Source organism: Caulobacter sp. FW305-C-30-S16 (genome assembly GCF_058783025.1).
This window is the reverse complement of record NZ_JBYSYH010000002.1, coordinates 845,824-868,278: the sequence shown is the minus strand read 5'-3', so window position 1 is coordinate 868,278 and position 22,455 is coordinate 845,824. Positions and strand designations below refer to the sequence as shown.

At 69.0% G+C, this 22,455-nt stretch carries 20 protein-coding genes; 8 read left to right on the top strand and 12 right to left on the bottom strand.

The features are described 5' to 3' along the window. Positions 1–65: 65 nt before the first annotated feature. The 10 genes from tssH to AC3WJT_RS11135 form a co-directional block, all read right to left on the bottom strand. Positions 66–2,660: a type VI secretion system ATPase TssH gene (gene tssH / locus AC3WJT_RS11180; RefSeq protein ID WP_492343194.1), complete on the bottom strand. Its 2,595-nt coding sequence runs from the start codon at positions 2,658–2,660 to the stop codon at positions 66–68. After that, positions 2,657–3,703: a type VI secretion system baseplate subunit TssG gene (gene tssG / locus AC3WJT_RS11175; RefSeq protein WP_492343193.1), complete on the bottom strand. Its 1,047-nt coding sequence runs from the start codon at positions 3,701–3,703 to the stop codon at positions 2,657–2,659. The genes tssH and tssG overlap by 4 nt, the downstream gene beginning before the upstream one ends. Then, positions 3,667–5,511: a type VI secretion system baseplate subunit TssF gene (tssF, locus tag AC3WJT_RS11170; protein ID WP_492343192.1), complete on the bottom strand. Its 1,845-nt coding sequence runs from the start codon at positions 5,509–5,511 to the stop codon at positions 3,667–3,669. Before tssF ends, tssG begins: the two co-directional genes overlap by 37 nt. A 4-nt stretch (positions 5,512–5,515) precedes the next feature. Then, positions 5,516–6,043, bottom strand: a complete 528-nt coding sequence (gene tssE, locus AC3WJT_RS11165; protein WP_492343191.1) for a type VI secretion system baseplate subunit TssE — start codon at positions 6,041–6,043, stop codon at positions 5,516–5,518. A gap of 10 nt (positions 6,044–6,053) precedes the next feature. Next, the gene (locus tag AC3WJT_RS11160) at positions 6,054–6,839 is read right to left on the bottom strand and encodes a type VI secretion system accessory protein TagJ (RefSeq protein WP_492343190.1); all 786 of its coding nucleotides are present in this window, start codon (positions 6,837–6,839) and stop codon (positions 6,054–6,056) included. A 24-nt stretch (positions 6,840–6,863) separates the two neighbouring features. Further along, a complete protein-coding gene (locus AC3WJT_RS11155) occupies positions 6,864–7,352 on the bottom strand; it encodes an Hcp family type VI secretion system effector (RefSeq protein WP_492343189.1) in 489 nt (162 codons plus the stop codon). 59 nt (positions 7,353–7,411) lie between these two features. Then, a complete protein-coding gene (tssC, locus tag AC3WJT_RS11150; RefSeq protein ID WP_492343188.1) occupies positions 7,412–8,890 on the bottom strand; it encodes a type VI secretion system contractile sheath large subunit in 1,479 nt (492 codons plus the stop codon). Between the two features lie 40 nt (positions 8,891–8,930). Beyond that, positions 8,931–9,443, bottom strand: coding sequence for a type VI secretion system contractile sheath small subunit (tssB, locus tag AC3WJT_RS11145; protein WP_492343187.1), 513 nt, complete (start codon positions 9,441–9,443; stop codon positions 8,931–8,933). Between the two features lie 103 nt (positions 9,444–9,546). Beyond that, a complete protein-coding gene (tssA, locus tag AC3WJT_RS11140) occupies positions 9,547–10,572 on the bottom strand; it encodes a type VI secretion system protein TssA (protein WP_492343186.1) in 1,026 nt (341 codons plus the stop codon). A 67-nt stretch (positions 10,573–10,639) separates the two neighbouring features. Beyond that, positions 10,640–11,314 (bottom strand): OmpA family protein, encoded by a 675-nt coding sequence (locus AC3WJT_RS11135; RefSeq protein ID WP_492343185.1) that lies wholly within the window; start codon positions 11,312–11,314, stop codon positions 10,640–10,642. A gap of 113 nt (positions 11,315–11,427) precedes the next feature. Between AC3WJT_RS11135 and AC3WJT_RS11130 the strand changes: the two genes are divergently transcribed. The 3 genes from AC3WJT_RS11130 to tagH are packed head-to-tail and all read left to right on the top strand — an operon-like array spanning position 11,428 to position 15,556. Next, positions 11,428–13,470 (top strand): type VI secretion system Vgr family protein, encoded by a 2,043-nt coding sequence (locus AC3WJT_RS11130; RefSeq protein WP_492343184.1) that lies wholly within the window; start codon positions 11,428–11,430, stop codon positions 13,468–13,470. Between the two features lie 10 nt (positions 13,471–13,480). Then, the gene (locus AC3WJT_RS11125) at positions 13,481–14,041 is read left to right on the top strand and encodes a DUF6931 family protein (protein WP_492343183.1); all 561 of its coding nucleotides are present in this window, start codon (positions 13,481–13,483) and stop codon (positions 14,039–14,041) included. Between the two features lie 3 nt (positions 14,042–14,044). Further along, a complete protein-coding gene (tagH, locus tag AC3WJT_RS11120) occupies positions 14,045–15,556 on the top strand; it encodes a type VI secretion system-associated FHA domain protein TagH (protein WP_492343182.1) in 1,512 nt (503 codons plus the stop codon). Positions 15,557–15,583: 27 nt separating this feature from the next. On the opposite strand, the gene AC3WJT_RS11115 is transcribed toward tagH, so the two are convergent. Then, the gene (locus tag AC3WJT_RS11115; RefSeq protein WP_492343181.1) at positions 15,584–15,958 is read right to left on the bottom strand and encodes a hypothetical protein; all 375 of its coding nucleotides are present in this window, start codon (positions 15,956–15,958) and stop codon (positions 15,584–15,586) included. A 92-nt stretch (positions 15,959–16,050) separates the two neighbouring features. Between AC3WJT_RS11115 and AC3WJT_RS11110 the strand changes: the two genes are divergently transcribed. From AC3WJT_RS11110 to AC3WJT_RS11090, 5 genes are read left to right on the top strand one after another with little or no spacing between them, the layout of a single operon-like run. Beyond that, positions 16,051–16,389, top strand: a complete 339-nt coding sequence (locus AC3WJT_RS11110; protein ID WP_492343180.1) for a hypothetical protein — start codon at positions 16,051–16,053, stop codon at positions 16,387–16,389. Between the two features lie 5 nt (positions 16,390–16,394). Next, on the top strand, positions 16,395–18,104 hold the full coding sequence (locus AC3WJT_RS11105; RefSeq protein ID WP_492343179.1) for a hypothetical protein: 1,710 nt from the start codon (positions 16,395–16,397) through the stop codon (positions 18,102–18,104). Further along, positions 18,101–18,838 carry a hypothetical protein gene (locus AC3WJT_RS11100; protein WP_492343178.1) on the top strand — a complete coding sequence of 246 codons (738 nt, stop codon included), beginning with the start codon at positions 18,101–18,103 and terminating at the stop codon, positions 18,836–18,838. The genes AC3WJT_RS11105 and AC3WJT_RS11100 overlap by 4 nt, the downstream gene beginning before the upstream one ends. Positions 18,839–18,840: 2 nt before the next feature. Next, the gene (locus AC3WJT_RS11095; RefSeq protein WP_492343177.1) at positions 18,841–19,938 is read left to right on the top strand and encodes a PAAR domain-containing protein; all 1,098 of its coding nucleotides are present in this window, start codon (positions 18,841–18,843) and stop codon (positions 19,936–19,938) included. After that, positions 19,935–20,435, top strand: a complete 501-nt coding sequence (locus AC3WJT_RS11090; protein WP_492343176.1) for a DUF4123 domain-containing protein — start codon at positions 19,935–19,937, stop codon at positions 20,433–20,435. The genes AC3WJT_RS11095 and AC3WJT_RS11090 overlap by 4 nt, the downstream gene beginning before the upstream one ends. On the opposite strand, the gene AC3WJT_RS11085 is transcribed toward AC3WJT_RS11090, so the two are convergent. Beyond that, the gene (locus tag AC3WJT_RS11085; protein ID WP_492343175.1) at positions 20,398–22,455 is read right to left on the bottom strand and encodes a serine/threonine-protein kinase; all 2,058 of its coding nucleotides are present in this window, start codon (positions 22,453–22,455) and stop codon (positions 20,398–20,400) included. The two genes, AC3WJT_RS11090 and AC3WJT_RS11085, sit on opposite strands and share 38 nt — an antisense overlap.

Below are 22,455 nucleotides of genomic sequence, written 5' to 3'. Positions count from 1 at the left end.
CTCAGAAAAGTAGCGGGATCGCCCAACGGGGCGGCTTTCACAGGCCGCCCCGCCGCGCGACTCACCTAGGCGATGGCGTAGGTGAAGGCGCCGTCGGTCACGCCGACGCTGACCGATTCGACCGAAACCCCGTCCATCTGCCGCCGCAGCAGTTCGATCGACAGTTCCGGCAGCATGCTGTTGGTCAGGATCGCGTCGATCATCCGCCCGCCCGAGGCCAGCTCGGTGCAGCGCGAGACGACGAAGTCCACGACGTCCTGGCCGAACGTCATGGTGATGGCGTGGTTGTCGGCGATCCGGCGAACGATGCGGTTCAGCTGCAGGCGCACGATGCTGTTGAGCATGGTCGGCGACAGCGGCGCGTAGGGCAGCACCACCAGGCGGCCCAGCAGCGCGGGCGGGAACACCTTCAGCAGCTCCGGACGCAGGGCCGTGGCCAGCGCTTCGAAGTCCGGCGCCATCTCCTCGTCCTCGCAGAGGTTCGAGATCAGGTCGGTGCCGACGTTGGAGGTCAGGAGGACCAGCGTGTTGCGGAAGTCGATATGCCGCCCCTCGCTGTCGTCCATGTAGCCCTTGTCGAACACCTGGAAGAACATCTCGTGGACGTCCGGGTGTGCCTTCTCCACCTCGTCGAGCAGCACCACCGAATAGGGCCGCCGGCGCACCGCCTCGGTCAGCACACCGCCCTGGCCGTAGCCGACATATCCGGCCGGCGCGCCCTTGAGGGTCGAGACCGTGTGGGCCTCCTGGAACTCGCTCATGTTGATGACGATCAGCGAGTCGTCGCCCGCGTACATCAGCTCCGACAGGGCGTGCGCCGTCTCGGTCTTGCCGACGCCCGACGGGCCGCAGAGCATGAACACGCCGACCGGCTTGTTGGGATTGTCCAGACGGGCCCGGCTGGTCTGGACGCGCTTGGAGATGGCGTCCATGGCAGGGTCCTGGCCGATGACGCGGGTCTTGAGCGCCTCGGCCATGTTGAGCACCGAGGCGATCTCGTCCTTGACCATCCGGCCGACCGGGATGCCGGTCCAGTCGCCCACCACGGCCGCGACCGCGTCGGCGTCGACCTCGGCGAAGACCATCGGCGAGTCGCCCTGGGCCGCGCGCAGGGCCGCCAGGGCCTCGTCGAGCGCCTTGCCGGAGTCACCGGCGCCTTCGCTGGTCCGGAAGCTCTCCCGGGCGGCGATCAGGGCCTCCAGCGCGGTCTTCTCGGCCGCCCACTTGGCCTCGGCCTCCGCGACGGCCGCCTTGCCCTCTTCCAGCCGCTCCTTGAGGGCCGGAATGCGCTCGCCGGCGCCGTAGCGGGCGGCGGTCTCACGTTCGGCGACGGCGATCTCGACCTCGAGCAGCTCCACCGTGCGGCGGCGATCCTCGACCGGGGCCGGCGTCGCATGCTGCGACACCGCCACGCGGGCGCAGGCTGTGTCCAGCAGGCTGACGGCCTTGTCCGGCAGCTGCCGGGCGGGGACATAGCGTTGCGAAAGCTTCACCGCCGCCTCGACCGCCTCATCCAGCACCACCACCGTGTGGTGCTTTTCCATCATCGGCGACACCGAGCGGATCATGGCGATGGCCTTGTCCGCATCCGGCTCGGCCACATTGACGGTCTGGAAGCGGCGGGTAAGCGCCGGGTCCTTCTCGAAATACTGGCGATACTCCGCCCAGGTCGTGGCGGCGACGGTGCGCAGCCGGCCCCGCGCCAGCGCGGGCTTCAGCAGGTTGGCCGCATCGCCGGTCCCGGCCGAACCGCCGGCGCCGATCAGGGTGTGAGCCTCGTCGATGAACAGGATGATCGGGCTGGCCGAGCCCTCAACCTCGTCGATCACCTGACGCAGCCGCTTCTCGAACTCGCCCTTCACGCTGGCGCCGGCCTGCAGCAGGCCGATGTCGAGAGAATAGAGCGCCACGTCCTTGAGCACCGGCGGCACGTCGCCGTCGACGATCCGCCGGGCCAGGCCCTCGACCACCGCCGTCTTGCCGACCCCGGCCTCGCCCGTGAGGATCGGATTGTTCTGCCGGCGGCGCAGCAGGATATCGATCACCTGACGGATCTCGGCGTCGCGGCCGACGATCTTGTCGATCTCGCCGGAACGCGCGCGCGCCGTCAGGTCGACCGAGAACTTCGCCAGGGCGCTTTCGCCCGACGCCGCCGGATCGCCCGCCGACACGCTGCCCGCGCCGGCCTCGGACGATCGGGCGGTCATGGCGTCGAACTCGGCGACCAGCCGGTTGGGGTCGATGCCGCCGAACTCCCGCGACATGGCGGTCAGGGCGTTGTTAAGCACCGGCGTGATGAGGGCCGCATAGAGGATGTGGCCGGTCCGCACGGCGTCGCCGTGGAACACCAGCGAGGTGGCCTTCCAGCCCTCGGCCAGGGCCTCGCCGAACGCCGGCGAGACATCCGAGAGGGCGCTGGCGCCGCGCGGCAGCTTGTCGAGGAAGGCGGTGATGTCCGCCGACAGACGCCCCTCGTCGACCGCGAAGCGCGCAAGGATGGCCGCGACGTCGCCGTCCGGCGTGCGCACCAGGACATCAACCAGATGGGCGAACTCGACGTAGGCGTTGCCGCGCTTCTTGGCGCCGGCCATGGCCTCGTTGACGGCCTGCTGCCCGGCGGCGTTCAGCCGTCCGACCAGCGTTGCGTAGCTTACACTCAATTCAGCCCCCTCTTGACCCCGATCGCTGCGGACTCCCGCTTCAGGCGGGCGTCGGCGCGATAATTTGAACCTTTTCGTGGCGCCATCCAGCTGGACCAGCCCAGCCGTGCGCCGCGTGACAGACAGGCCGGCGCGGCCCGCCCCTCTTCAATCTCCAGCTCGAGCTCCCACTCCAGGTGGGGCGGCGAGAGCGCGGTCAGCGCCTCGGCGGCGACCGCGAAGCGTGCGCCGGACGGCAGCAGGCTTTCGTACTGCGCCATGTCCGTCGCCCGGACCCTCACCCGGAAGGCGTCGTCGGCGATCCGCACGCGGGGGCCCAGACAGGCTCCTGCGCCCAGGCCGGCGAACCCGCCGCCGGCCGTCAGGCTGGTCTGGTCTTCGGGCAGGATGGAGCGCCAGCGCCCGACGAACTCCTGGACCGTCACCGGAAGCCCCAGGAGGCCGCTAAGGCCGTCTGTCAGGGCCGCGGCGCTGCGTCGGCTGAGGAACAGGCCGGCCGCATGCAGGCGCATGGACGGCGACAGGGCGGACGTCCCGTCAGGCGCGCCGTCGCCGGCCGAGGTCACCGCGGCGACATAGCGGGCGAACTGGTCGTCTTCCGGCCGATCCGCCTGCGCCGCCGGCTGGCTGTCGGCCCAGGCGCGGTAGAAGAACTGCAGCATCCGCCCGGTCAGCAGGTCAAGGAAGCCGCCGAACGGCTGTTCCTTGGCGTAGCGGCGCTCGTAGACCGCGTACTCGGTCAGATGCAGCGGCAGGGCGCCCATGGGGCCGGTAAGGCCGAGGAACCGGCTGCGGATCTTCGGGCGCTTGCCGTCCTCGACCTCGATCGACTCCAGCGTCGCGGCCGGGAAGTCCATCGAGGCGGCATGGGCCAGGGTGGCCACGTCCTCCTGTGGCAAGCGGGAGCGCCCGACACGCGGCAGCTTGCGCGATCGGGTTTCCGCCTGCCGCAACAGCGCGAAGAAGCCGTAGTGGCTCGCCTCGGACGCCGCCTCGCGCAGGAAGATCAGATGGTCGGTCTCAGGCCCAGTCTTGGCGCCCAATGCGCGAAGTCTCCCAGCTCGGGGCTGTCAAAGGTGGTTTCGATGAAGGTGTTGATCGAGGCGAACTCGGACAGGAACCGCTCCAGCACCGAGGCGAACAGATACATCCGGCCATTCTCGAAGGCGGCGTCGTCGAGCGTGATGCGCAGCTTCAGGCCGCGGGCGAAGGCGGCCCGGTCGGCGCCGCCGAGGCGCCGCGTCGTCGGCGACGAACTGACCCGGCGAATGCCGTCGACCTGGCGCTTCATCGCGGTGTCGTCGTCCTGGCCGTACAGAACCAGGTGGTTGTGCAGCCGGTTGGCCGCTTCCTCGGGCGTGCCTTCGGTGAAGGACGAGTAGTTCGGCGTCAGGTGGGCGATCACGCGCCAGGCCGCGTCCGACAGACCCTTCGGCGGGCGGGGACGCGACGGCGGGCGCACCAGCACCGCGGATTTCACAGCAGCGTCGGTGAGGGTCAGCCGGTCGCCCTTGCCGCCCAGCCGCAAGAGCTCGGGCAACTCGCGGTTGGTCACCAGCGCCCGCACCGACAGCTCGGTGATGTTGGCCAGCCGCTCGGTCTGGTTGGGCGCGGTCAGGCTGATCCAGGTCTCGCTGCCGACATAGTCTGACCGCTTGCGGCGGCGCTGCTCGCGCGTGGAGAGCCGCCGCGTCCGCAGCCGGGTCACGTAGTAGACGGCGTCCCGCCAGTCATAGAGCTGGCTGCCCACCGCGTGCAGCGGCGCAACCGGATGGCTCTGGCCCTTTCGATCGAGGGCCTTCACGTCGAGCAGGCGATAGACCTCGTAGTCCAGCCGGCGGGACCGGTCCGGCATGACCTCGTGCTCGTGCTGGGTGCTGTTCACCGGCGTATTGGCCAGCTGCAGCTCGAACAGGTTCACCACCGGCGAGCAGAACAGCCGCAGCGTGTCGGCGTTGACCACGCCGCGCAGGGCCGCGGACTCGCGCGAGAACAGCACCACGATCTCGCACCGGCGGCCGCAGCCGGCGAAGGCCAGCCTGAGGCCCTTCAGCTCGACGAACAGGAACCGCTCGGGGCAGGCGAAATACTCCGACAGGATGCGGTAGCCGCGGAATGAGCGGCCGTCATGCGGCAGCACCGCGCACTCGTCGCCGAAGCCATAGGCCTCTGGCTTCGGCAGTCGCGACAGATGTTGCGCGTCCGGTCCGCCGACCACCGCGGCCACTTCGCCGAGCATGTGCCGGTAGAGCTCGCCCGGCACGGCTTCGGAGCCCGACAGGTAGATCGGCAGGCTGTCGATCGTCAGGCTGGAGAGGTCGGCCTCGCCGGTCGCCTCGAACACGATCCGCACCCCGGCCCTGGCGTCGACGCCGGCCTGGTAGGCGGCGACCATGGCGCGGGTCGGGAGGTACTCGGCCTCGGCGATGCGCAACGGCCAGAGCGTCACGTCCTGGGTGCTGCGGAACTGGCAGGCGGTGTCATGGCCGGGCGTCGGCGCACTCATGCGCGACTGCCGCGGAAGCGTCAGGCCGGCGGCCAGCGCCGGATCGCCGTGATCCGGCTCGAACGCGGCGATCGCGATCGCCGGCGTCGGCGAGACATAGTTGGGTTGCACCGCCTGGAGCAGGTGCTGGGTGAACTCGGGGAACTGGTCGTCGAGCTTGAGATGAACCCGCGCCGCGAGGAAGGCGACGCCCTCGAGCAGGCGCTCGACATAGGGATCTGGCTCGTCCGGGAATTTGGGACCGAGGCGGCCGGCCACAACCTCGTGCTCGTCGCCGAACTCCCGGGCGGCCTCGCGCAGGTAGACCAGCTCATCGTTGTAGGCCTGCAGCAGGCGGGGATCCATCGGCTCAGGTCCTCACCGTGACCGAGCCCGTATCGGCCTCGACGTCGGTCAGGAACTGAACCGGAGACGCCTTCTGCGGCGAGTTCAGTTCAGCCTCGATCATGTAGGTGACCGCGTTCTCACGCAGGACGCCCTCGCGAGGCTCGACCACCAGGGTGGTGCTGTCCAGCCGGGGCTCGAACACCGTCAGGGCCGTGCGGATCTGTCGGGCGCGGCTCTGGATCGAGGCGGTGTTGGTGGCCTTGCCCGCCAGTTCCGGGACGCCGAAATTCAGCACCGAGGTCGCCACCTCCGGATAGGGCGTCAGGTCGATCGCCGCCTCCAGACTGGCGGTGTTCAGCAGCCAGCTGACGTCGCGCCGGATGGCGTCGCGCAGCGGGCCTTCGCCGTACTGATCGGCGTTCGGCGCGATGAACTCGCGCAACGACTCCAGGATGCCCCGCGCGTTGGCGTCCGCGGTCTTGGCGCTGGAGAACTGCGCACCGGCGGTGAGCTTGTCGAACAGACTGGTGTTGAACCGCGAACCGGTCACCGCCGCACCGTCAGGAGAAGGTCAGGTTGCGGAAATCAAGCAGCCCGACATCGCTGTCGCCGCCAAGGGACCAGACTTTCTGACCCAGACCGGTCTCCCCGGCGGGGGACGGGCGCCAGTCGGTGCGCCGGCCGAGCCGAAGGTCCGCGTCCGCGGTTTCGCTTCCCGGATAGCGGGCCGGCAGGAAGCCGGCGGCGGACTGGCCCGACCGCAAGCCGATCTGCACCGGCAGCCAGATCAGGTCGCGCAGGTCCAGCGGACCGTCGCTGGTGACATGGGTCACGGCGGCGAAGGGCACAATGCCCCAGCGGCCGCCGACGATGGCTTCGAAGCTCGGGCCAAAGCGGGGATCGGCGTCGGCGATCCAGTCGAAGGCTGTGCCGTCACACGTGCCGGGCGTGTCCTCTGCGGCGTCAAAGGCCGCGTCCCGCGCAGCGTCGCCGCCGGCGGCGTCTCCCCGGGCATAGGCGCCCAAGGCTTCAGCCAGCTGGTCGGCCCAGGGCGCGGTCGACGCCAGAACAGGAAACGCGCCCTGCCCTGCAAAGGCGGCGGCGCGTTGCCGTTCGGCCTCGATCAGCTGGCTGACCACGACCGCGTTCATCTGCATTTCCGGGTCGAGCGACGCCAGGGCCTTTACCTGGGTCGCCGCCTTGTCCCATTCGCCGTTCAACGCGAGGACCTGGAACAGGAAGTTCCGCGCCCCCGCATCGTCCGGTTTCGCCTTCACGGCCTCTACCAGGGCGGTGCGGACACCCTCCAGGTCGCCTGCAGCCAGGAGTTCGTCCGCGCCCGCCATGGTTTGTCGTCCCTCCGTCCGGGACTAGAGGGTCTTGGCGGCGGCGATGTCGTAGCCGAAGGAGACCGAGGCGCCGGCGCCGCCGGAGCTGCCCGACTGCGGCGTGTACTCTTCCTTGATCGTCTTGAAGTTCAGACGCACGCTCTCATAGAGCAGCGGCGAGCCGGGCTCGCTGTAGACGTGCGTGGAGGTGACGAGGATATCGGTCATCTCGATCTTGAAATAGACCAGCTGCTCGCCGCCGGCCTTGCGGACGACAAGCGTGCCCTTCTTGATATGGTCGCCGCGGGCGCAGGACTTGAGCAGCACCGGCGTCGACAGATCGACGCGCTTGATGACCTCGATGTCCTGGAACTTGACCTTGCCGAAGCCCGAGCCCGAGCCGTACTGACCAGTGCCTTCGTTCACCGCGCCCAGGCGAAGGCTCAGGACCTGGATTGCGTCCTTGAACTTGTCGTCGGGGGACTCGCCCTTGATGCCATCGAGCTGAAGGAAGGCGTCAACATCGGCCATGAGTATCTCCACTGCATGCGGGCTGCCCCCGCGTCTGATCCACTACGCGAGGGTAAAGGCTACTGAGATCCGCCGCCGAGCTTGGAGACCATGCTGATGGACACGTCCATGCCCTCCAGCTGGTAGTGCGGAACGAACTGGAACTGGCCCCGGTAGTAGCCGGGGTTTTCTTCGTCAGGCGTGATGTTGATCATCGCCTTCTTGAGCGGCTTGCGGGCCTTCTCCTCTTCGGAGGAGGCGTCCGGTTGGCCGTCAACATACATGTTGATCCAGCTCTCGAGGTCCTTCTGCAGCTGCGGCGCCTCGCGGGCCGAGCCGACCCAGTCGCGGACGATGCACTTGAGATAGTGCGCGAACCGGCAGCTGGCGAAGATGTAGGGAAGCCGCGCCGACAGGTTGGCGTTGGCGGTCGCCTCCGCGTCCGTATAGGCCGCCGGCGAATGAACCGTCTGGGCGCCGATGAAGCTGGCCTGATCGGTGTTTTTGCGATGGATCAGGGCCATGAAGCCGGCCTTCGACAGCTCGCCGTCGCGGCGGTCGCTGATGGCCACCTCGGTGGGGCATTTGGCGTCGATCGTGCCGTCGTCGGTCGGGAAATAGGCCATCGGCAGGTTCTCGACCGTGCCGCCGCCCTCGACGCCGCGGATGCGCGTGCACCAGCCGTAGGACTTGAAGGCGTCCGTCACACGAACGCCGAGCGCGTAGGCCGCGTTGGTCCACAGGTACTTGTCGTGGTCGCCGCCGGTTTCTTCCTCGAAGACGAACTCGTCGATGGGGTTGTCGGAGCCGTACGGGCTGCGTCCGAGCGTGCGCGGCATGGCCAGCGCCAGATAGCGACTGTCGGAGCTCTGACGGAACGTCCGCCAGCCCGCGTACTCGGTCGATTCAAACTTCTGCCCGATGTCGCGGACATTGTTGATCTCGGACCAGTTCTCCATGCCCATGATCGAGGGCGCGGCGCCGGCGATGAAGGGAGCGTGGGCGGCGGCGCCGATCTTGGTCAGGCCGCGCATGATCTCGACGTCGGGCGGGGTGTGGTCGAAGTGATAGTCGCAGACAAAGGCGCCGTAGGGATGGCCGCCCAGCTTGCCGAACTCGTCCTCGTAGATCTTCTTGAACAGCGGGCTCTGGTCCCAGGCCGCGTCCTGGTACTGCCGCATCTGGCGGCGGATCTCTTCCTTGGAGATATCCATGACCCGGACCTTCAGGTCCGCACCCGAAGGCGTGTTCATCACCAGGTAGTTCAGGCCGCGCCAGGCGGCCTCAAGCTTCTGGAATTCGGGGTTGTGCAGGATCGCGTTGACCTGTTCGGACAGCTTGCGATCGATCTCGGCCCGCATCGAGGACACCGTGGCGAAGATGTCGTCGCCGATGATCCTCGCATCCGAGACGGCCTGCTGCGCCAGAGTCTGCACCGCCTGTTCGATCCGCGCCCGCGCGGTATCGTTGGTGGGCTTGAATTCCTTCTGCAGTAGCGCAGCGAACTCGTCGACCGCCTCGGCCGCGCCCGCTGCCTGTTGCTCCACCTGCTGCGCCATATGCTTCGAGCCTTCAGTCAATCAGAGGGGTTACGCCGTATCAGCCTTCGGACGGCTCATCGGGAGTGGACTTGGACGCCAGAGCCTTCATCAACTCGGGGTCCTTCATGACCTTGTCGAGCAGATCCTGGGCGCCGTCCTTGCCGTCCATGTACTGCAGCAGGTCGCGGAGCTGGTCGCGCGCCTCCAGCAGCTTGGCCAAGGGTTCGACATTGCGCGCGATCGCGCCCGGCGAGAAATCATCCATCGAGTTGAACGTCAGGTCGACGCCCAGCTTGCCTTCGCCGGTCAGGGTGTTCTGGACCTGGAAGACGGCCCGGGGGGCCATGCCACGCATCTTCTGCTCGAAGTTCGTCATGTCGAACTCCTGGAAGTCGCGGGCGCCGACCGGCTTGCGCTCGACCTTGGACTGACCCGACAGGTCCGACATCACGCCCATCACGAACGGCAAGGATTCCTTGCGGACGGCGTTGTTGGTCTGGACCTCGTATTCAATGTGCACGCGAGGCGCGCGGTTTTCCTTGATGAAACGCTGACCGCTCTTTGAAGACATATCTGAAAGCCCCCTGATCGACCTGCGCGCTTACGCGGTTCGTCGAACCTCAATATCGACCCTAGACCGGACTGGGCCACCCCTCAACCGCCAACGTTACAAGTCATTCCTGTTCCGAACGCGGTGACAACACCTTGCGCACCTCGCGCAGGGCGTCGGGGTTGATTTCGGCAAGCACGGAAAGGAAATCCATCTTCACCCAGCCCTTCGCCCGGCGCAGCGCAGTGGCTACCGGGCTCGAGGGCTCGCAGCGGTCGTAGTAGTCGCACACGGCATCCAGCGCGCGAATCACATCGTCGCGGTTGTTGATCGCGCCGACCGCCTTTCCGGAGCCAGCGGCCCCGCCGCCGGAGGGCGATGACGTCACGGCCGGGCCGCCCGCCTCGGGCGCGGATTCGGCGGGCGCCTCCGCCGCGTAGCTGGCCAGGGTGCTCCGGAGCGCCGCAATGGCCTCCGACGCGCCGGAGAACGACGGCGCCGGGCCATCGGGAGCGTTGTCGCGGAAGGCCCTGGAGATCCGGGCGAACCCGGCGGTGATGCGGTCGAGCGCGGCGATCGCGACGGTCGGCGCGGACGGGTCTTCGGACAGCCCCTCGAGAAACGCCTGGCGGCGCTCCGCGGGGTCGTAGTCCTCGGTGGCCGGCTTGCGGAAGCTGATCAGGTCCGCGCCGCTGAACGGGCCACTGCGACGACTGTCGAGAATGATCGCTTCCCGCACCGGCGTGATGAAGGAGCTGCGGGCGTCGAGCGCCCGGATCGCGCTGACCCGCTCCATCAGATCGTCGGGGTCCTCGGTCTCCGGCACCGGGTGCACGCCGGCCCAGAAGGTCTCGAGCAGGCCGGCCAGGAGTTCGACGCCGTCGGCGGCTCCGGCAAGGGAGCCGGCGCGGGCGGCCGACCGGGCGACGTAGCCCGCGGCGCGGATGTCCCGGGTGCTCGCCACCAGCGCCTCGGCGTCGCGGGCGAGGCCGCGCCAGTCGATGTCCAGGCTCTCCGGATCGACCAGTTCGTCGTCGGCGCGGCTGAACGCCTCGCGCAGCTTCTCGAAAGAAGGCGAGCCCCACTGATCGTCGCCGCAGGGCGTCTCGTCCGACAGCGGCGTCAACAGCGCCGCGACTTCAATGGCCATCAAGCCCCCGCCTGCAGAAAAGGCCGCGCCAACATCGGCGTCGGCAGTCCGGCCATCGACACGCCGATCAGTTCAGACGCATGAATTCGACGCGGCGGTTGCCGCAGCTCTCGGGATCGTCCGGGAGCGCCAGATGTTCAGCGCCGAATCCGCGCGTCCTCAACCGGGCCTCGGCCACGCCCTGCGCGACCAGGAAGTCCTTCACCGCCGCGGCGCGCTTTTCCGACAGGGGAATGTTCACGTCGTCGGCGCCGGTCGCGTCCGTGTAGCCGGCGACTTCGAACGAAAGCGGCTCGAGCTTGGTCTTGAGGGCCACGGCGATCTGCTTGAGATTCGCACGGCTCTGGGGCGTCAGGTCGGCCGAGCCCAGGGCGAAGGTCAGGCGCATGTCCGCGAAGGACAGGCCGGAGGTGTCGACGGGCTTGGCGGTGCAGGCCGTGGCGACGCGGCGAACCGGCTTGGCCGGACGGGTCACGCGGGTCGGCTTCGAGGCCTGTGGCTTGACGACGCCGCCATCGCCCTCGCCGCCCGTCGCCATCACCCAGCGGCGCGTCTTCTTGCTCGCGCTCGCGGCGGCGTCGCATTCTTCCTGGGTCTTCGGCGCGGGGCACGGCTTGGGGCCGTTCAGAATCGCGGCCACGACCTGATCGGCGGTGTACTCGGGAGCGGGGTCATCAGCTGCGACAGCGATCGGAGCCCATCCGATCAGAATTGTCAGCGCAGCCAGCGAGGAAAGTCGCATTACCGTTCTCCGAACGTCGGTCCACAAAACAATAGCCAAGTGGGCGGGGGGCGGGCAACACTAATAGCGTGTGCGGCGACACAAGAGATTGTCGCTGGTGACGGGGCGCGTTCATGGCGACGGAACGAAGCCAGACAGGACGTCTGGCGACGATAGGCACGAGCCTGCGGCAGGATCAGGTGGTCCTTGAGCGGTTCTCGATGCGCTCGCGGCTGGGCGAACCTTTCCTGATCTCGGCCGAGGTGCTGGCCGAGGAACCCGTCGACTTCTTCGACGCGCTCTATCAGCCCGTGGTCATCAGCACGACCGGCCTGACAGGGGTCGCCCGTCGCTTCCACGGCCTGCTGTTCGCCGTCGAGCGACTCGACGACGGCCAGACGACCATCCGCTACAGGCTGACCGTCCGCTCCTGGCTGGATACCTTGAAAGAGCGATCCAACGTCCGGATTTTCCAGCACAAAACGATTCAGGATATCCTGCAGGAGGTGTTTCAGGACGCCGGCTGTTCCGACTTCGACCTGAGCGGCATCACCGGCCAGTACCCGATAAGGGAGTACTGCACCCAGTACCGCGAAACCGACTTCAACTTCGTCTCCCGGCTGATGGAAGAGGAAGGCATCTACTACTTCTTCCGGCACGAGGACGACCGCCACACCCTGGTCGCCAGCGACGGCCCTGCGGCGCACGAACCGTCGGCGGAAACGCCGACCGTGGATTTCATGCCGCCCGGGTCGAACCGCTCCCGCCGGCGGGTGAATATCTGGCGCTGGGCCGAACGGATCGCGACCGCGCCAACCGAAGTGATGCTGGGCGAGCACCATTTCCTGAAGCCCCGCGATGCGAATCGCGAGTCCGTCGCCGCCTCCGAGGCCCCCAACCGCGCCTCGGCGAAACTCTATGACCATCCGGCCGAGATCGGCGGGTATGTCGAAGGGGGCGTCTTCGAGGGAGGCCAGGCCGGCGCCCAGGCCAAACGGCGTGCCGGCGTCATGCTGCAGGCGGCCCGCGCGGCTTCCCGGCGCTTCGTCGGCGAGGGCGACGCGTTCGGGGTCAACAGCGGCGATCGCCTGACCCTGGCGGCGCACCCCGAGAAGGGCCTGAACGGCGACTACCTGATCGTCGGCGCAACCCATTCCTTCGCCTCGGAGGCCTACCGCTCCGACGGCCCCGACGACTACCACATCGACGTCATGCTCGAGGCGGTGCCGTTCGCCGTGCGCTGGCGGCCCGAGCGCGTCGCCACCCGCCCCCGCACACAGGGACCGCAGACGGCGCGGGTGGTCGGGCCGCTCGTCAATCCCGGCCCCACCGACGACACCATCCATGTCGACAAGCACGGCCGGGTGAAGGTGCAGTTCTTCTGGGACCGCGAGGGCGACTGGAAGGACGACAGTTCATGCTGGGTCCGGGTGTCGCAGGGCTGGGCCGACGGCGGGTTCGGCGCGGTCATGCTGCCGCGCATCGGCCAGGAGGTGATCGTCGACTTCCTCGACGGCGACCCCGACCGGCCGATCATCACCGGCCGCGTCTACAACGCCGACAAAATGCCGCCCTACCCGCTGCCCCAGCGCAAGACGGTCTCGACGATCAAGTCCCGCACCGTCGGCAAGGCCGGCTCCTATCCCGAAGCGGAGGAGCCGCCCGGCTCGGGCGAGCCTGGCTTCAACGAACTGCGGTTCGAGGACGCGGGCGGCAAGGAAGAGGTCTTCCTGCACGCCCAGCGTGACCGCAAGGCCTGGGTGCGCTTCGACGACAACGAGAAGGTCGGTCGCGACCAGGTCGGCAGGATCGGCCGTAACCGCAGCACCGCCGTGAAAAAGAACGTCGCCCTCGTCATCGAGGAGGGCGACGAGAAGCGCGAGATCACCAAGGGCTCGCGCAAGACGACGATCAAGGGCGATGACAACGAGACGATCCAGAGCGGCAACTACAGCCTGAAGGTTTCATCCGGAAAGGCAACGATCGAAGCCGCGCAGTCGATCGAGCTGAAGGTGGCCAAGACCTCGATCAAGCTGACGCCGCAGGGCATCACCATGACCGGCCTGACCATCGCCATCGACGCCAAGACCACCCTGTCGGCCAAGGGCGGCCTGACCACCGAGGTCAAGGGCGGCCTCTCGCTGACGCTCAACGGCGCCGTCGTGATGATCAATTGACGGTTTGGCGATGAACACCTGGATCCGCGTGAAATGGACGGAGGCCGGACAGGTCTTGCGACTGCTCGGCTGGCCCGAGGCTGACGGCCCGGCCGCGACCCTGCCGCCGGACGCCTTCTTTCGTCAGCTGCGCGAGACCGGGCGCGATGACGACGCCGCCGAGTTCCTGGCCCTGGCCCTGCCCCGCTGGGAGGCAGTCGCCTGGGCGGCCCGCGCCGTGCGCGACCTGACCGCCGATGACGACCTCGACCCCGGATCCGAGGAGGCGCTGAAAGCGGCCTTGCTGTGGGTCCAGGACCCGACCGAGCCACGCCGTCGCGCGGCCCAGGCGGCGGCGGAAACCTCCGCGGAAACGGGCGCGGCGCGGCTGGCGGCGCTGGCGGCCTTCTATTCGGGCGGCTCGATCGCGCCGCTGGACTGTGAACCGCTGCCGGCGCCGCGCGACGCGGCCGGTCGCTGCGCCGCGGGCGCGGTGCTGGTCGCCGCCGCCTGCGCCCGTGAGCCGGCCGCGGCCCTGGCGCGCTGTCTCGACGCCGGCGTGGCGCTCGCGGCGTCGCGGGGCGAGGACTGACCGGTGGCGCTGACGCTGACCATCGTCAACCTGGACCGGCTGGACAACGGCGAGCCGACGCAGCTGGTGCTCGACCGGCACGGGGCCCGGATCGGTCGTTCGCCGCATGCGGACTGGTGCCTGCCCGACCCGCGCAACCATATCTCCTCGACCCATTGCGAGATCGAGTTCCGCGATGGCGGCTACCTGCTGTCGGACAAGTCGACCAACGGCCTGTTCCTGAACGGCGCGGCCGAGCGGCTGCCCCGGGCGCATGTGCTGGCCGAAGGCGATGAACTGGCCATCGGCCACTACCGGATCAGCGTCAGCCTGTCGGGCGCGGACCAGGCCAGGACGACGCAGCCGGAGCCGGCCAAGGGCTGGAGCGGCTGGGACTCGACGCCCGGCGCCGCCCCCGCTGCTCCGCCGTCCGCGGGCTGGGGCGACCCGCCGCCCTCGCAGGCGACAGCGCCATTGTCCGGCTGGGGCGATCCCGCGCCGGCCGCGCCCGCGCCCCAAGCCTCGCCGGGATGGGGCGCCGCGCCGCTGTCGCCTCCGCCGGCGTCCGGGGGCTGGGCGGCGGAACCGGCCGGGCTGCGAGGAGATCCGGCGGAAGCCGACAGCCGCTGGCGCGAGCCGGGCGCGGCGATCACCGGTCGCGGTGCCGGATCCGACGCCTGGAGCGCCCCCTCCCTCGCCGGCCAGAGCGCCTGGCCCGAACCCGCCGCGACCGCCGCCCCCTCGCCTGCCGCGCCTCAGGCTCCGGCCTCTGACGCCGTCGACGTCTGGTCGCGGATGGCCTCGGTCAACAGCGTCGACTGGTCGCGGGGCGGCATGGACGGCGCGGCGGCCTGGGCTTCACCGCCGCCGGCCCCTGCCCCTGCTCCGCCGCCCGCGACCACGGCAGAGGCAACGGTCGTCCACCCGACGCCCGCCGCGCCATCCGGTCCCGATCCCTGGACCGAGTTGCTGACCGCCGCCGGCCTCACGCCGGCGGACGTCGACGGCGATCCGGCGGAAGCGGCCGCCCGCGCCGGAGACCTGATGCGCCGCATGGCCGCCGGCCTGGTGGTGATGCTGGAGGCCCGCGCCCGCGCCAAGGCCGAGCTGGGCGCCCAGGGCACGTCGCTCGACCTGTCGGGCAATAACCCGTTGAAGTTCGCCCGCACGCCGGAACAGGCGCTGGGCCAGCTGCTGAACCCGCCGCAACGCGGCTTCATGCCGGCTGATCGCGCCGTCGAGGACGGGTTCAAGGACCTGCAGGCGCACCAGATGGCCACCCTGGCGGCGATGCAGGGGGCCTTGCGCACGACGCTGGACCGCTTCTCGCCCCAGGCCATCCGCGACCGCGCCGAGGGTCGTGGCCTGCTGGCCAAAATCCTGCCCGGCGCCCGCGAGGCGGCGCTGTGGAAGGCCTATGAACGGGAGTTCGAGGGCGTGGTCCAGGGCTCGGACGAGGCCTTCATGGATGTCTTCGCCAAGGCCTTCCGTCGCGCCTACGAGGACGCGGCCAACACGATGCGCCGGAAGCGCTGAGCCATGGCCCGCGCCGCCCGCAGAGCGTCAGCCGTCGCCCAGCCGCGCCAGGGTCGCGCGCAGCTTGAACACAGCAGCGCCCTCGCCGCCGGCCTCCTCGCCACCCTCGCCCAGAATGCGCTTGAGGCTTTCGACGACGATTCCGCGGTGGGCCAGGGTGCAGACCATCGTTCCGCCGGCGAAGCCCGACGCAAACCCCACGAGCCAGCCCGGCACCGACCCGACGCCGGGCACCATCACCGCCCCGACGCCCGCCGTCGCCACCGCGATCCCGCCGCCGGTCGTCATGCCGAACTTCGAGCAGTGCCGCAGGACCGCGGCCATCGTCTTGGCCTCGCTGTCATGCAGGTTGAGCATCTCGCCCAGCGCCTTGAGCGTCTCTTTCTCAGCTTCCGGATCCATGACCTTGCCCCCGTCTCGTCGGGGGGATGGGACCGTGGATGGCAGCGGGGGTCAAGCGGTCGCGGCGCCGTAAATGCCGGCGGGGTCTGCTGATGGCGATCTCCGTCGTCAGCATCACCGAGGCGCAGATGGCGGGCTTCCGCGGCGCCATGGTCAGGCGCATGGCCAGTCACGTCGTCGCGTTTCTGACCTCGCACAAGGCGCCCTGCCCGCCACCCGATCTGCTGGAGGCCTGGGCCCATGACGCGATGGCGGCCGGCTTCGAGATCACGGAGGACATCCTCCGGTTCATGGTCCTGAGAACGCGATGCGAGAAGGCCCTGTTCTCGCGAATCATGATCGAGCCGGACGTCGAGCCGGTCGTGCGACTGTTCCATATGGAGGCCGAGCACGCCGAGCTCTGGTCGCCCATGATCGACGATCTGGGCTGACGGGCATGGCCGGAAACCGCCAGACCAACGCCGCAACAGGCACGACCCGCTGCAAGGCGGACAAGGCCAAGCCCTGCGACGTCTCGACCTTCTCGATGACCGTCACAGACGGGATGGGCAAGAGTCACACCTTCTCGACCGACAAGTCCCTCAAGCGGAACGCCACGCCCGCCAACACGCCGGAGCATGCCGCCAAAGTCCTGCGCACAATGGATTTCTATGTGGAAGTCCTGGGATCAGGCGGAGCGCCAGGCGGAAAGGCGAAACAGGCGACGGTGAGTGCAACCGCCGCCTACGTCGGAGGGTGCGGCAGGGTCGAGCACAGCAAACCCCTGCTGCTCGACTCGCAGCATGCCGGCATCCAGCAGATCACCGGCTCGGTCCTGCTGACCGCCCCGCCCGACTTCAGCGCCTATGAGGACGCCGGTGCGGTACTCGGCTCGGCGAGCCACGGCTATACGGTCATGGCCACCGCCTGCGGTCGGCGTCAGAGCGTCGTCGAAGTGGCCCGCCGGCCTCTCATGGGAAAGGTCGCGGTCTTCACGCCCCAGGACTGGTCGCTAAAGCTCACCTCGCCCGCGGGATGGAGTTTCGGCTTCAGCCGGGAGGGCGGGATGACCTCGTCATCGTCGTACCAGCGCAAGACGCTCGGCGCCGTCCAGATCAAGACATCGGCGTCCCGTGACTCCTTCGGCAAGGTCACGAAGGTCAGCGGCGAGCGGAAGGACGGCCTGTACGGCGAGCGTAGCACCGAGGTCACGACGACCGACGACAAACAGTCCTCGTCGACCAAGTACACCGTGGCGGAAAACGGCTTCTTCACCCGGCGTGAAATCGCCGAGAAGATCGAGCACGAGTCCGGCGGGCCGTTCGAGCGCGGCGACCTGACTGACAAGACCAAGCTCGACATGCGCGGAACCAAGCTGGAGATCCTGCGCAACGGCGAGTCGGTGGTCGACTCCAAGGAAGTCGTCGAAGACTTCACGATGGCGATGGACGCCATCAAGGACGTCGTCGATGTCCTCAAGGGACTGCCGAAGGCCGGCTACTGGATCGAGGGATCGGCGACCTTTCTGGCCATCTCGCTGGAAGGCAACTGGAAGCGCAAGGCGGCCGCGTTCACCGGCCCCAGAACCGTGTGCCTCGGCAACCAGTGGAAGCTCGATCTCACGGGGCAGCTGGTCAAGGCCGACCTGACGGTCGGCGCCGGCGTCAAACTGCAGGCCATGTCGTCCCTTGCGGGCGGGGTCGAGCTTTACGCCTATTTGTCCGGTTCCCTGAAGCTGGCGGTCAGCGCACGGATCCACGAGGCGGGCGAAAAGGATCCTGATCAGTCGAAGCCTTCCGCGCCGGCAAAGGGCACTCTGACGTTCGAAGCAGGCGTCCATGGTCAGGCATCTGTCGCGGGCGCCGGCTGGCGCTACCAGCGGACAGCGTCGATCCAGGGCAAGATCGAAGCGACGCCGAAGATGATCACCGGCGGCGCCGAGGTCACCATGGTCATCACCAGGGGGCAGTGGCGCTACAAGGTCGTCGCGCAGAAGGACTGGCTCGGACGACCGGAAGAATACGAGATCGACGACCTCTGGGCCTGGAGCCCGAACAAGCTCAGCGAAAAGGACATTGCGAAGAAGGAAAACGAGCCGGGCTGGAAGCGGACATCGGTCATCCAGTTCAGGACCGGCTCGCCCTACCTGCAGGCGACCTGGACATGAGCACCCTGTTCTATTTCCAGATTGAGGCCCGCGAGGCGACCGCCGCGGCAAGGGTCAACGACATTCCGGTCTGGCGCGGCGAGGGCGTCGAGATGGAGGGCGCCGGGGTCTGTCTGAACGGTTTGCTCAAGGGCGACGACCGGCTGGACATCATCGGAGCCTGGCCCCGGGGCGCTGAACCCGGCGACGGTCGCATGACCTTTACGCTGGGCGGCTACGCCCCCGGGGAGATCGTCGGCGTGGACGGCGACCCGATCCTGCGGGACGAGATTTCGGATGCCTCGCCTGACCCTCGCATCACCTACCAGCGGCGGATAGCGACCCCGCTGGACGCGCGTTGGGCCTGGATGGACGCGCCACAGGTCGATGCCGCCGCTCCCGGCGCGGTCGCCTTTGTGGAACAGATCGCGGACGCCTTCAGACGCGGAGACGCCGACACGGTTGTCGGCTCCATGGCCCCCCTGCTGGCGGACAGGCCCGGGGCCTTCCCGGATGACAACGTCGAGGCCTATGTCGCGAGACTGCGCGAGGCGATCACCCTGCCGGCCTTTGCGGGCGCACCGGTTCCGACGCCGGTCGAGCTGGTGTTGCGTCCTGCCGCCGATGGCCGACTGCTGGAACCGCTTGACCGCAATGGCGCGCCCTACATCCGCAAGACCCTGCGCGGCGGTGAGTTCTACCCGCTTCCCATCCTCATCGGCCGCCATGGCCCCGACTGGGCGATCTTCAGGTAGCCATGCCCCCAGCCGCCCGCATCACCGACTTTCACGCCTGCCCGATGGTGACCCCCGGCACCCCGCCGATCCCGCATGTCGGCGGGCCGATCATCAAGGGCTCGTTCAATGTCCTGACCGGCAAGCTGCCGCAGGTGCGGGTCGGCGACATGGCCGTCTGCGTCGGCCCGCCGGACACGATCGTGAAGGGCTCCAGCGGCGTCTTCGTCAACAAGATGCCGGCCGCGCGCATCGGCGACAGCACGGCCCACGGCGGCACAATCGTCGCAGGCCTGCCAACCGTGATCATCGGCGAGAGCAAGTCCATCAGCGGCGGCGGGGCGGCGGTCCCCAAGGGCGCGCTGATGCTCGCCTATTCGGATTTCGTCGCGCAGTTGAAGGTCCTGATCGACGCCCAGCGCACGGGCGCGCCGTTCTGTGAGGCGTGCTTCAAGGCGGCGCAGGCCGAGGCGAACGAGGAGGCGTTGATCGCCTCGTTGTCCGGTGGGCTGAAAAAGGCCGACGAGCAGCCTCTCGCCTTCGCGTCACACCCTGCGTCTCCGCCCGCAGCCGGAGCCAGAACCCCGGCCCAGGAGCACGTCGCGTCGCAGAGCCTGCCGGCCGGCCGGCATCCGCCGATGGCCCTGCCGACAAATACGCCCCGCACCTGGACCGTCGCCACCCTGACAGCGGCGCAGGACACCGCGAGAGCTGATCCCGCCTTCCAGCCGGCAAACCATGTCACGCATTGCAATCAGGCGCTCGTTTCCATGATGAATGAGCTCGGCGCGCCGACGACCGGTCTGGTCGACGCCCAAGGCAACGCCCTGCGCGCCAACGCCATGACGGCAAACCTGGCAACGTCGCCAGACTATCGTGCTGTTACGCCTGAAGAAGCCCAGCGCCTGGCGAACAATGGCAGCCTCGTGATCGCGGCCCGGGCCAATCCAGGCGGATCGGGGCACGTCGCGCCGGTGCGCCCAAGCGGCGTGGAGGGTGACGTAATCACCGGAAACTCCGGACCAATCCTGAGCAACGTCGGCAGCAGCGTCGGCGTGATGCGGCAGAGTCTGGTCTTCCGAAGGGACACGCCGCCAACCTATTACGTCCTCGATCAATGACATCCCCCCGCCTCTACGCCGTCCTCGACTGCGCGGCTGATCCGGCGCTGCATGAGCATGTCGCGCGGCTGGAGCCGGAGGGGGCGGCGTGTCTGTTCGAGGGACCGCTGCATCCGGAGCTGAAGGCGGCGTCGCCGCATGTGGTCGAGCTGGCGCCGACCGATCCGCTGTCGAAGCTCTGGCGCGGCGCGGGCTGGGGGCGGTCGTGGGGGATCCTGATCTCGTCGCGGGCCGGGCTGCCTGCGGTGCGGCGGCGCCTGCGCCACTACACCCAGGCGAAACTGCCGGACGGGACCGGGCCGGTGCTGTTCCGCTTCTGGGACCCGCGCGTGTTCCGGGTCTGGCTGCCTCTGGTCGAGGAGAGCGAGCTCGGCGGCTGGTTCAGCGATATCGACCGCTACATCGTCGAGACCGAGGACGGCGCCGGGTCGCTCCGCTATGGCCTGAAGGACGGTCGGCTCACGGTCGAGCCGGGGCCCCGGCCGGCGGCGGGATAGCGCCCGGCGCGGCCGCCGACGGCGCGCCCCCAACCACCTGGTACCAGGTCATCTGGGTCCGCCAGCCGTTGGTCCGGGCCAGTTCGCCGAACCGCGCGGCGAAGTCAGGGCCGGGCAGCGTCTCATCGGTGCTGGAGAGTCCAAGGGAGGCCACGCCAGGGCCGGAGATGACCACGATGCCGCTGACGACGGCCTTTTCGTCGCAGACCGTCAGGTCGGCGCCGTCCGGCCTCAGCTTCTGGCTCGCCGGCGCGCTCGCGGTCAGCTTCTCCAGTTCGCTCCGGCCATAGAAGAACGGCTGCATCGCTCCGTTCGGGCGCAGGCCCAGAACGGTTGGCTCGCCGGGCATCTCGCCGGTCTGCAGCGCGATAGGGATTGCGGCGACCGGTCGGGTGGTTTTGCACTTCCCGGTATCCGGAAGCAGATGGAACGTCGGCAGGCTGACCGAGGTCGGGCCGACGGACACCCACGGCCGCTGCACCTGGGCCGGCGGCATGCGCACGGACCGCAGGGCGTCGATCACCCCGCAGGCGCCCGGATCCAGCCGTACAACGCCACTCGTGTCGATGCGCGAGACCGGATGGCGGGCGGCGACCAGCGCGCGGCTGACGGACTCTGCGGCCGTCGCAGGATCGCCAGCCGAGCCGGTCAGGGTGACCGACAGGCCGCCCTCCCCGCGCGACAGGTCCACGACTTCCAGCCAGCCGCACTGGACCTTCGCCAGCGCCCGCTCCGCCACCATGGCGGGCGGCTGGGACGGGGCGGTCGCCGCGGCTTTCGCCGCCTGATCCAGCGCCGGATCGCGTTTGGGCGCGATCAGCATCGCCACGACGAACGCGGTGACCAGCAGGGCGACGCCGCCACCGATCGAGGCCAGGACCGGCATCGACAGCTTTTCCGGCAGTTTGAAACCGCCGGGCGTCCCGGGCGATTTCGCCTTTGCGCCCTTTCCGGTCTGAGCCGGCGAGTCCAGCGCCGCGATCAGCTCGGCCATCGAGCGGAAGCGGTCCTTGGGATTGGCCGCCAGCATGCGGTCCAGGATGCGGCGCAGGTTCGGCGGCGCCTCGGATGTGTCCGGCCCGGCCCGGCGACGGTCGACGGCGTCCACGACCGTCACGCCCATGTCGACGGGCTTGCCCTTGGCCAGCGCCAGCACCACCAGGCCCAGGCTGTAGATATCGGTCCAGTCGCCGACCTCGCGGCCGTAGTCCCCCAGCTGCTCCGGCGCGACAAAGCCCAGCTTGCCGGCGAAGCCGTCGCCGATGATCGTGCCGCCCGGCGCGTTGCCGTCGCGGGCGATACCGAAGTCGATGATCTTGGCCGAGGCCAGCCCGCCGCCCGGCAGCAGGATGTTGTCCGGCGCGATGTCACGGTGGAGCACGCCGGCGGCGTGGGCGGCCTTCAGGCCCTCGGCCATGCGCCGCGTGAAGGCGATCAGGTCGTTCTCGGTCGGTTGCAGCGTCTTGAGCACGTCGACCAGCTGCACGCCGTCGATGAACTCGGTGACGATGTAGAACGGGCCCAGCAGGCGGTACTGCACGATCGCCGGGTGATGCACCTGGGTCAGCTGGCTGAGGGTGCGCGCCTCCTTCTGGAACATGCGCCGCACATCGTCATCGTCGGCCAGCGAAGCCAGGATGACCTTGATGGCCACCCGCTCGTCGGGGTTGTTGACGTTGAACCCCTCGTAGACCTCGCCCATCCCGCCGCGCGCGAGGAAGCGCTTGATCTCGTAGATGCCGTTGAGCACCTCGCCGGGCGCGAGGCGGCCGCCGTCGCGGTTGCCCGATCCCGATGCAGGCGGCGGGGACGGAGGCGGCTCCATCGGCGGCGGCATGGGCGAAGCGCCCCAGCCGGAGCCGGCGTCGGAAGCGCCGCGGGGCGCGAACACCGTCGGTTCGTGCGCCTCGGGCGGAGGCGGCGGCGGAGAGGGCGGCGGTGCGTCGGGCGTCGGCTCCTCGCCCGAGAACCAGGCGGACTCGGCGTCCTCGCCGTCTGAGGGATCCTTCGGATCGGGCAT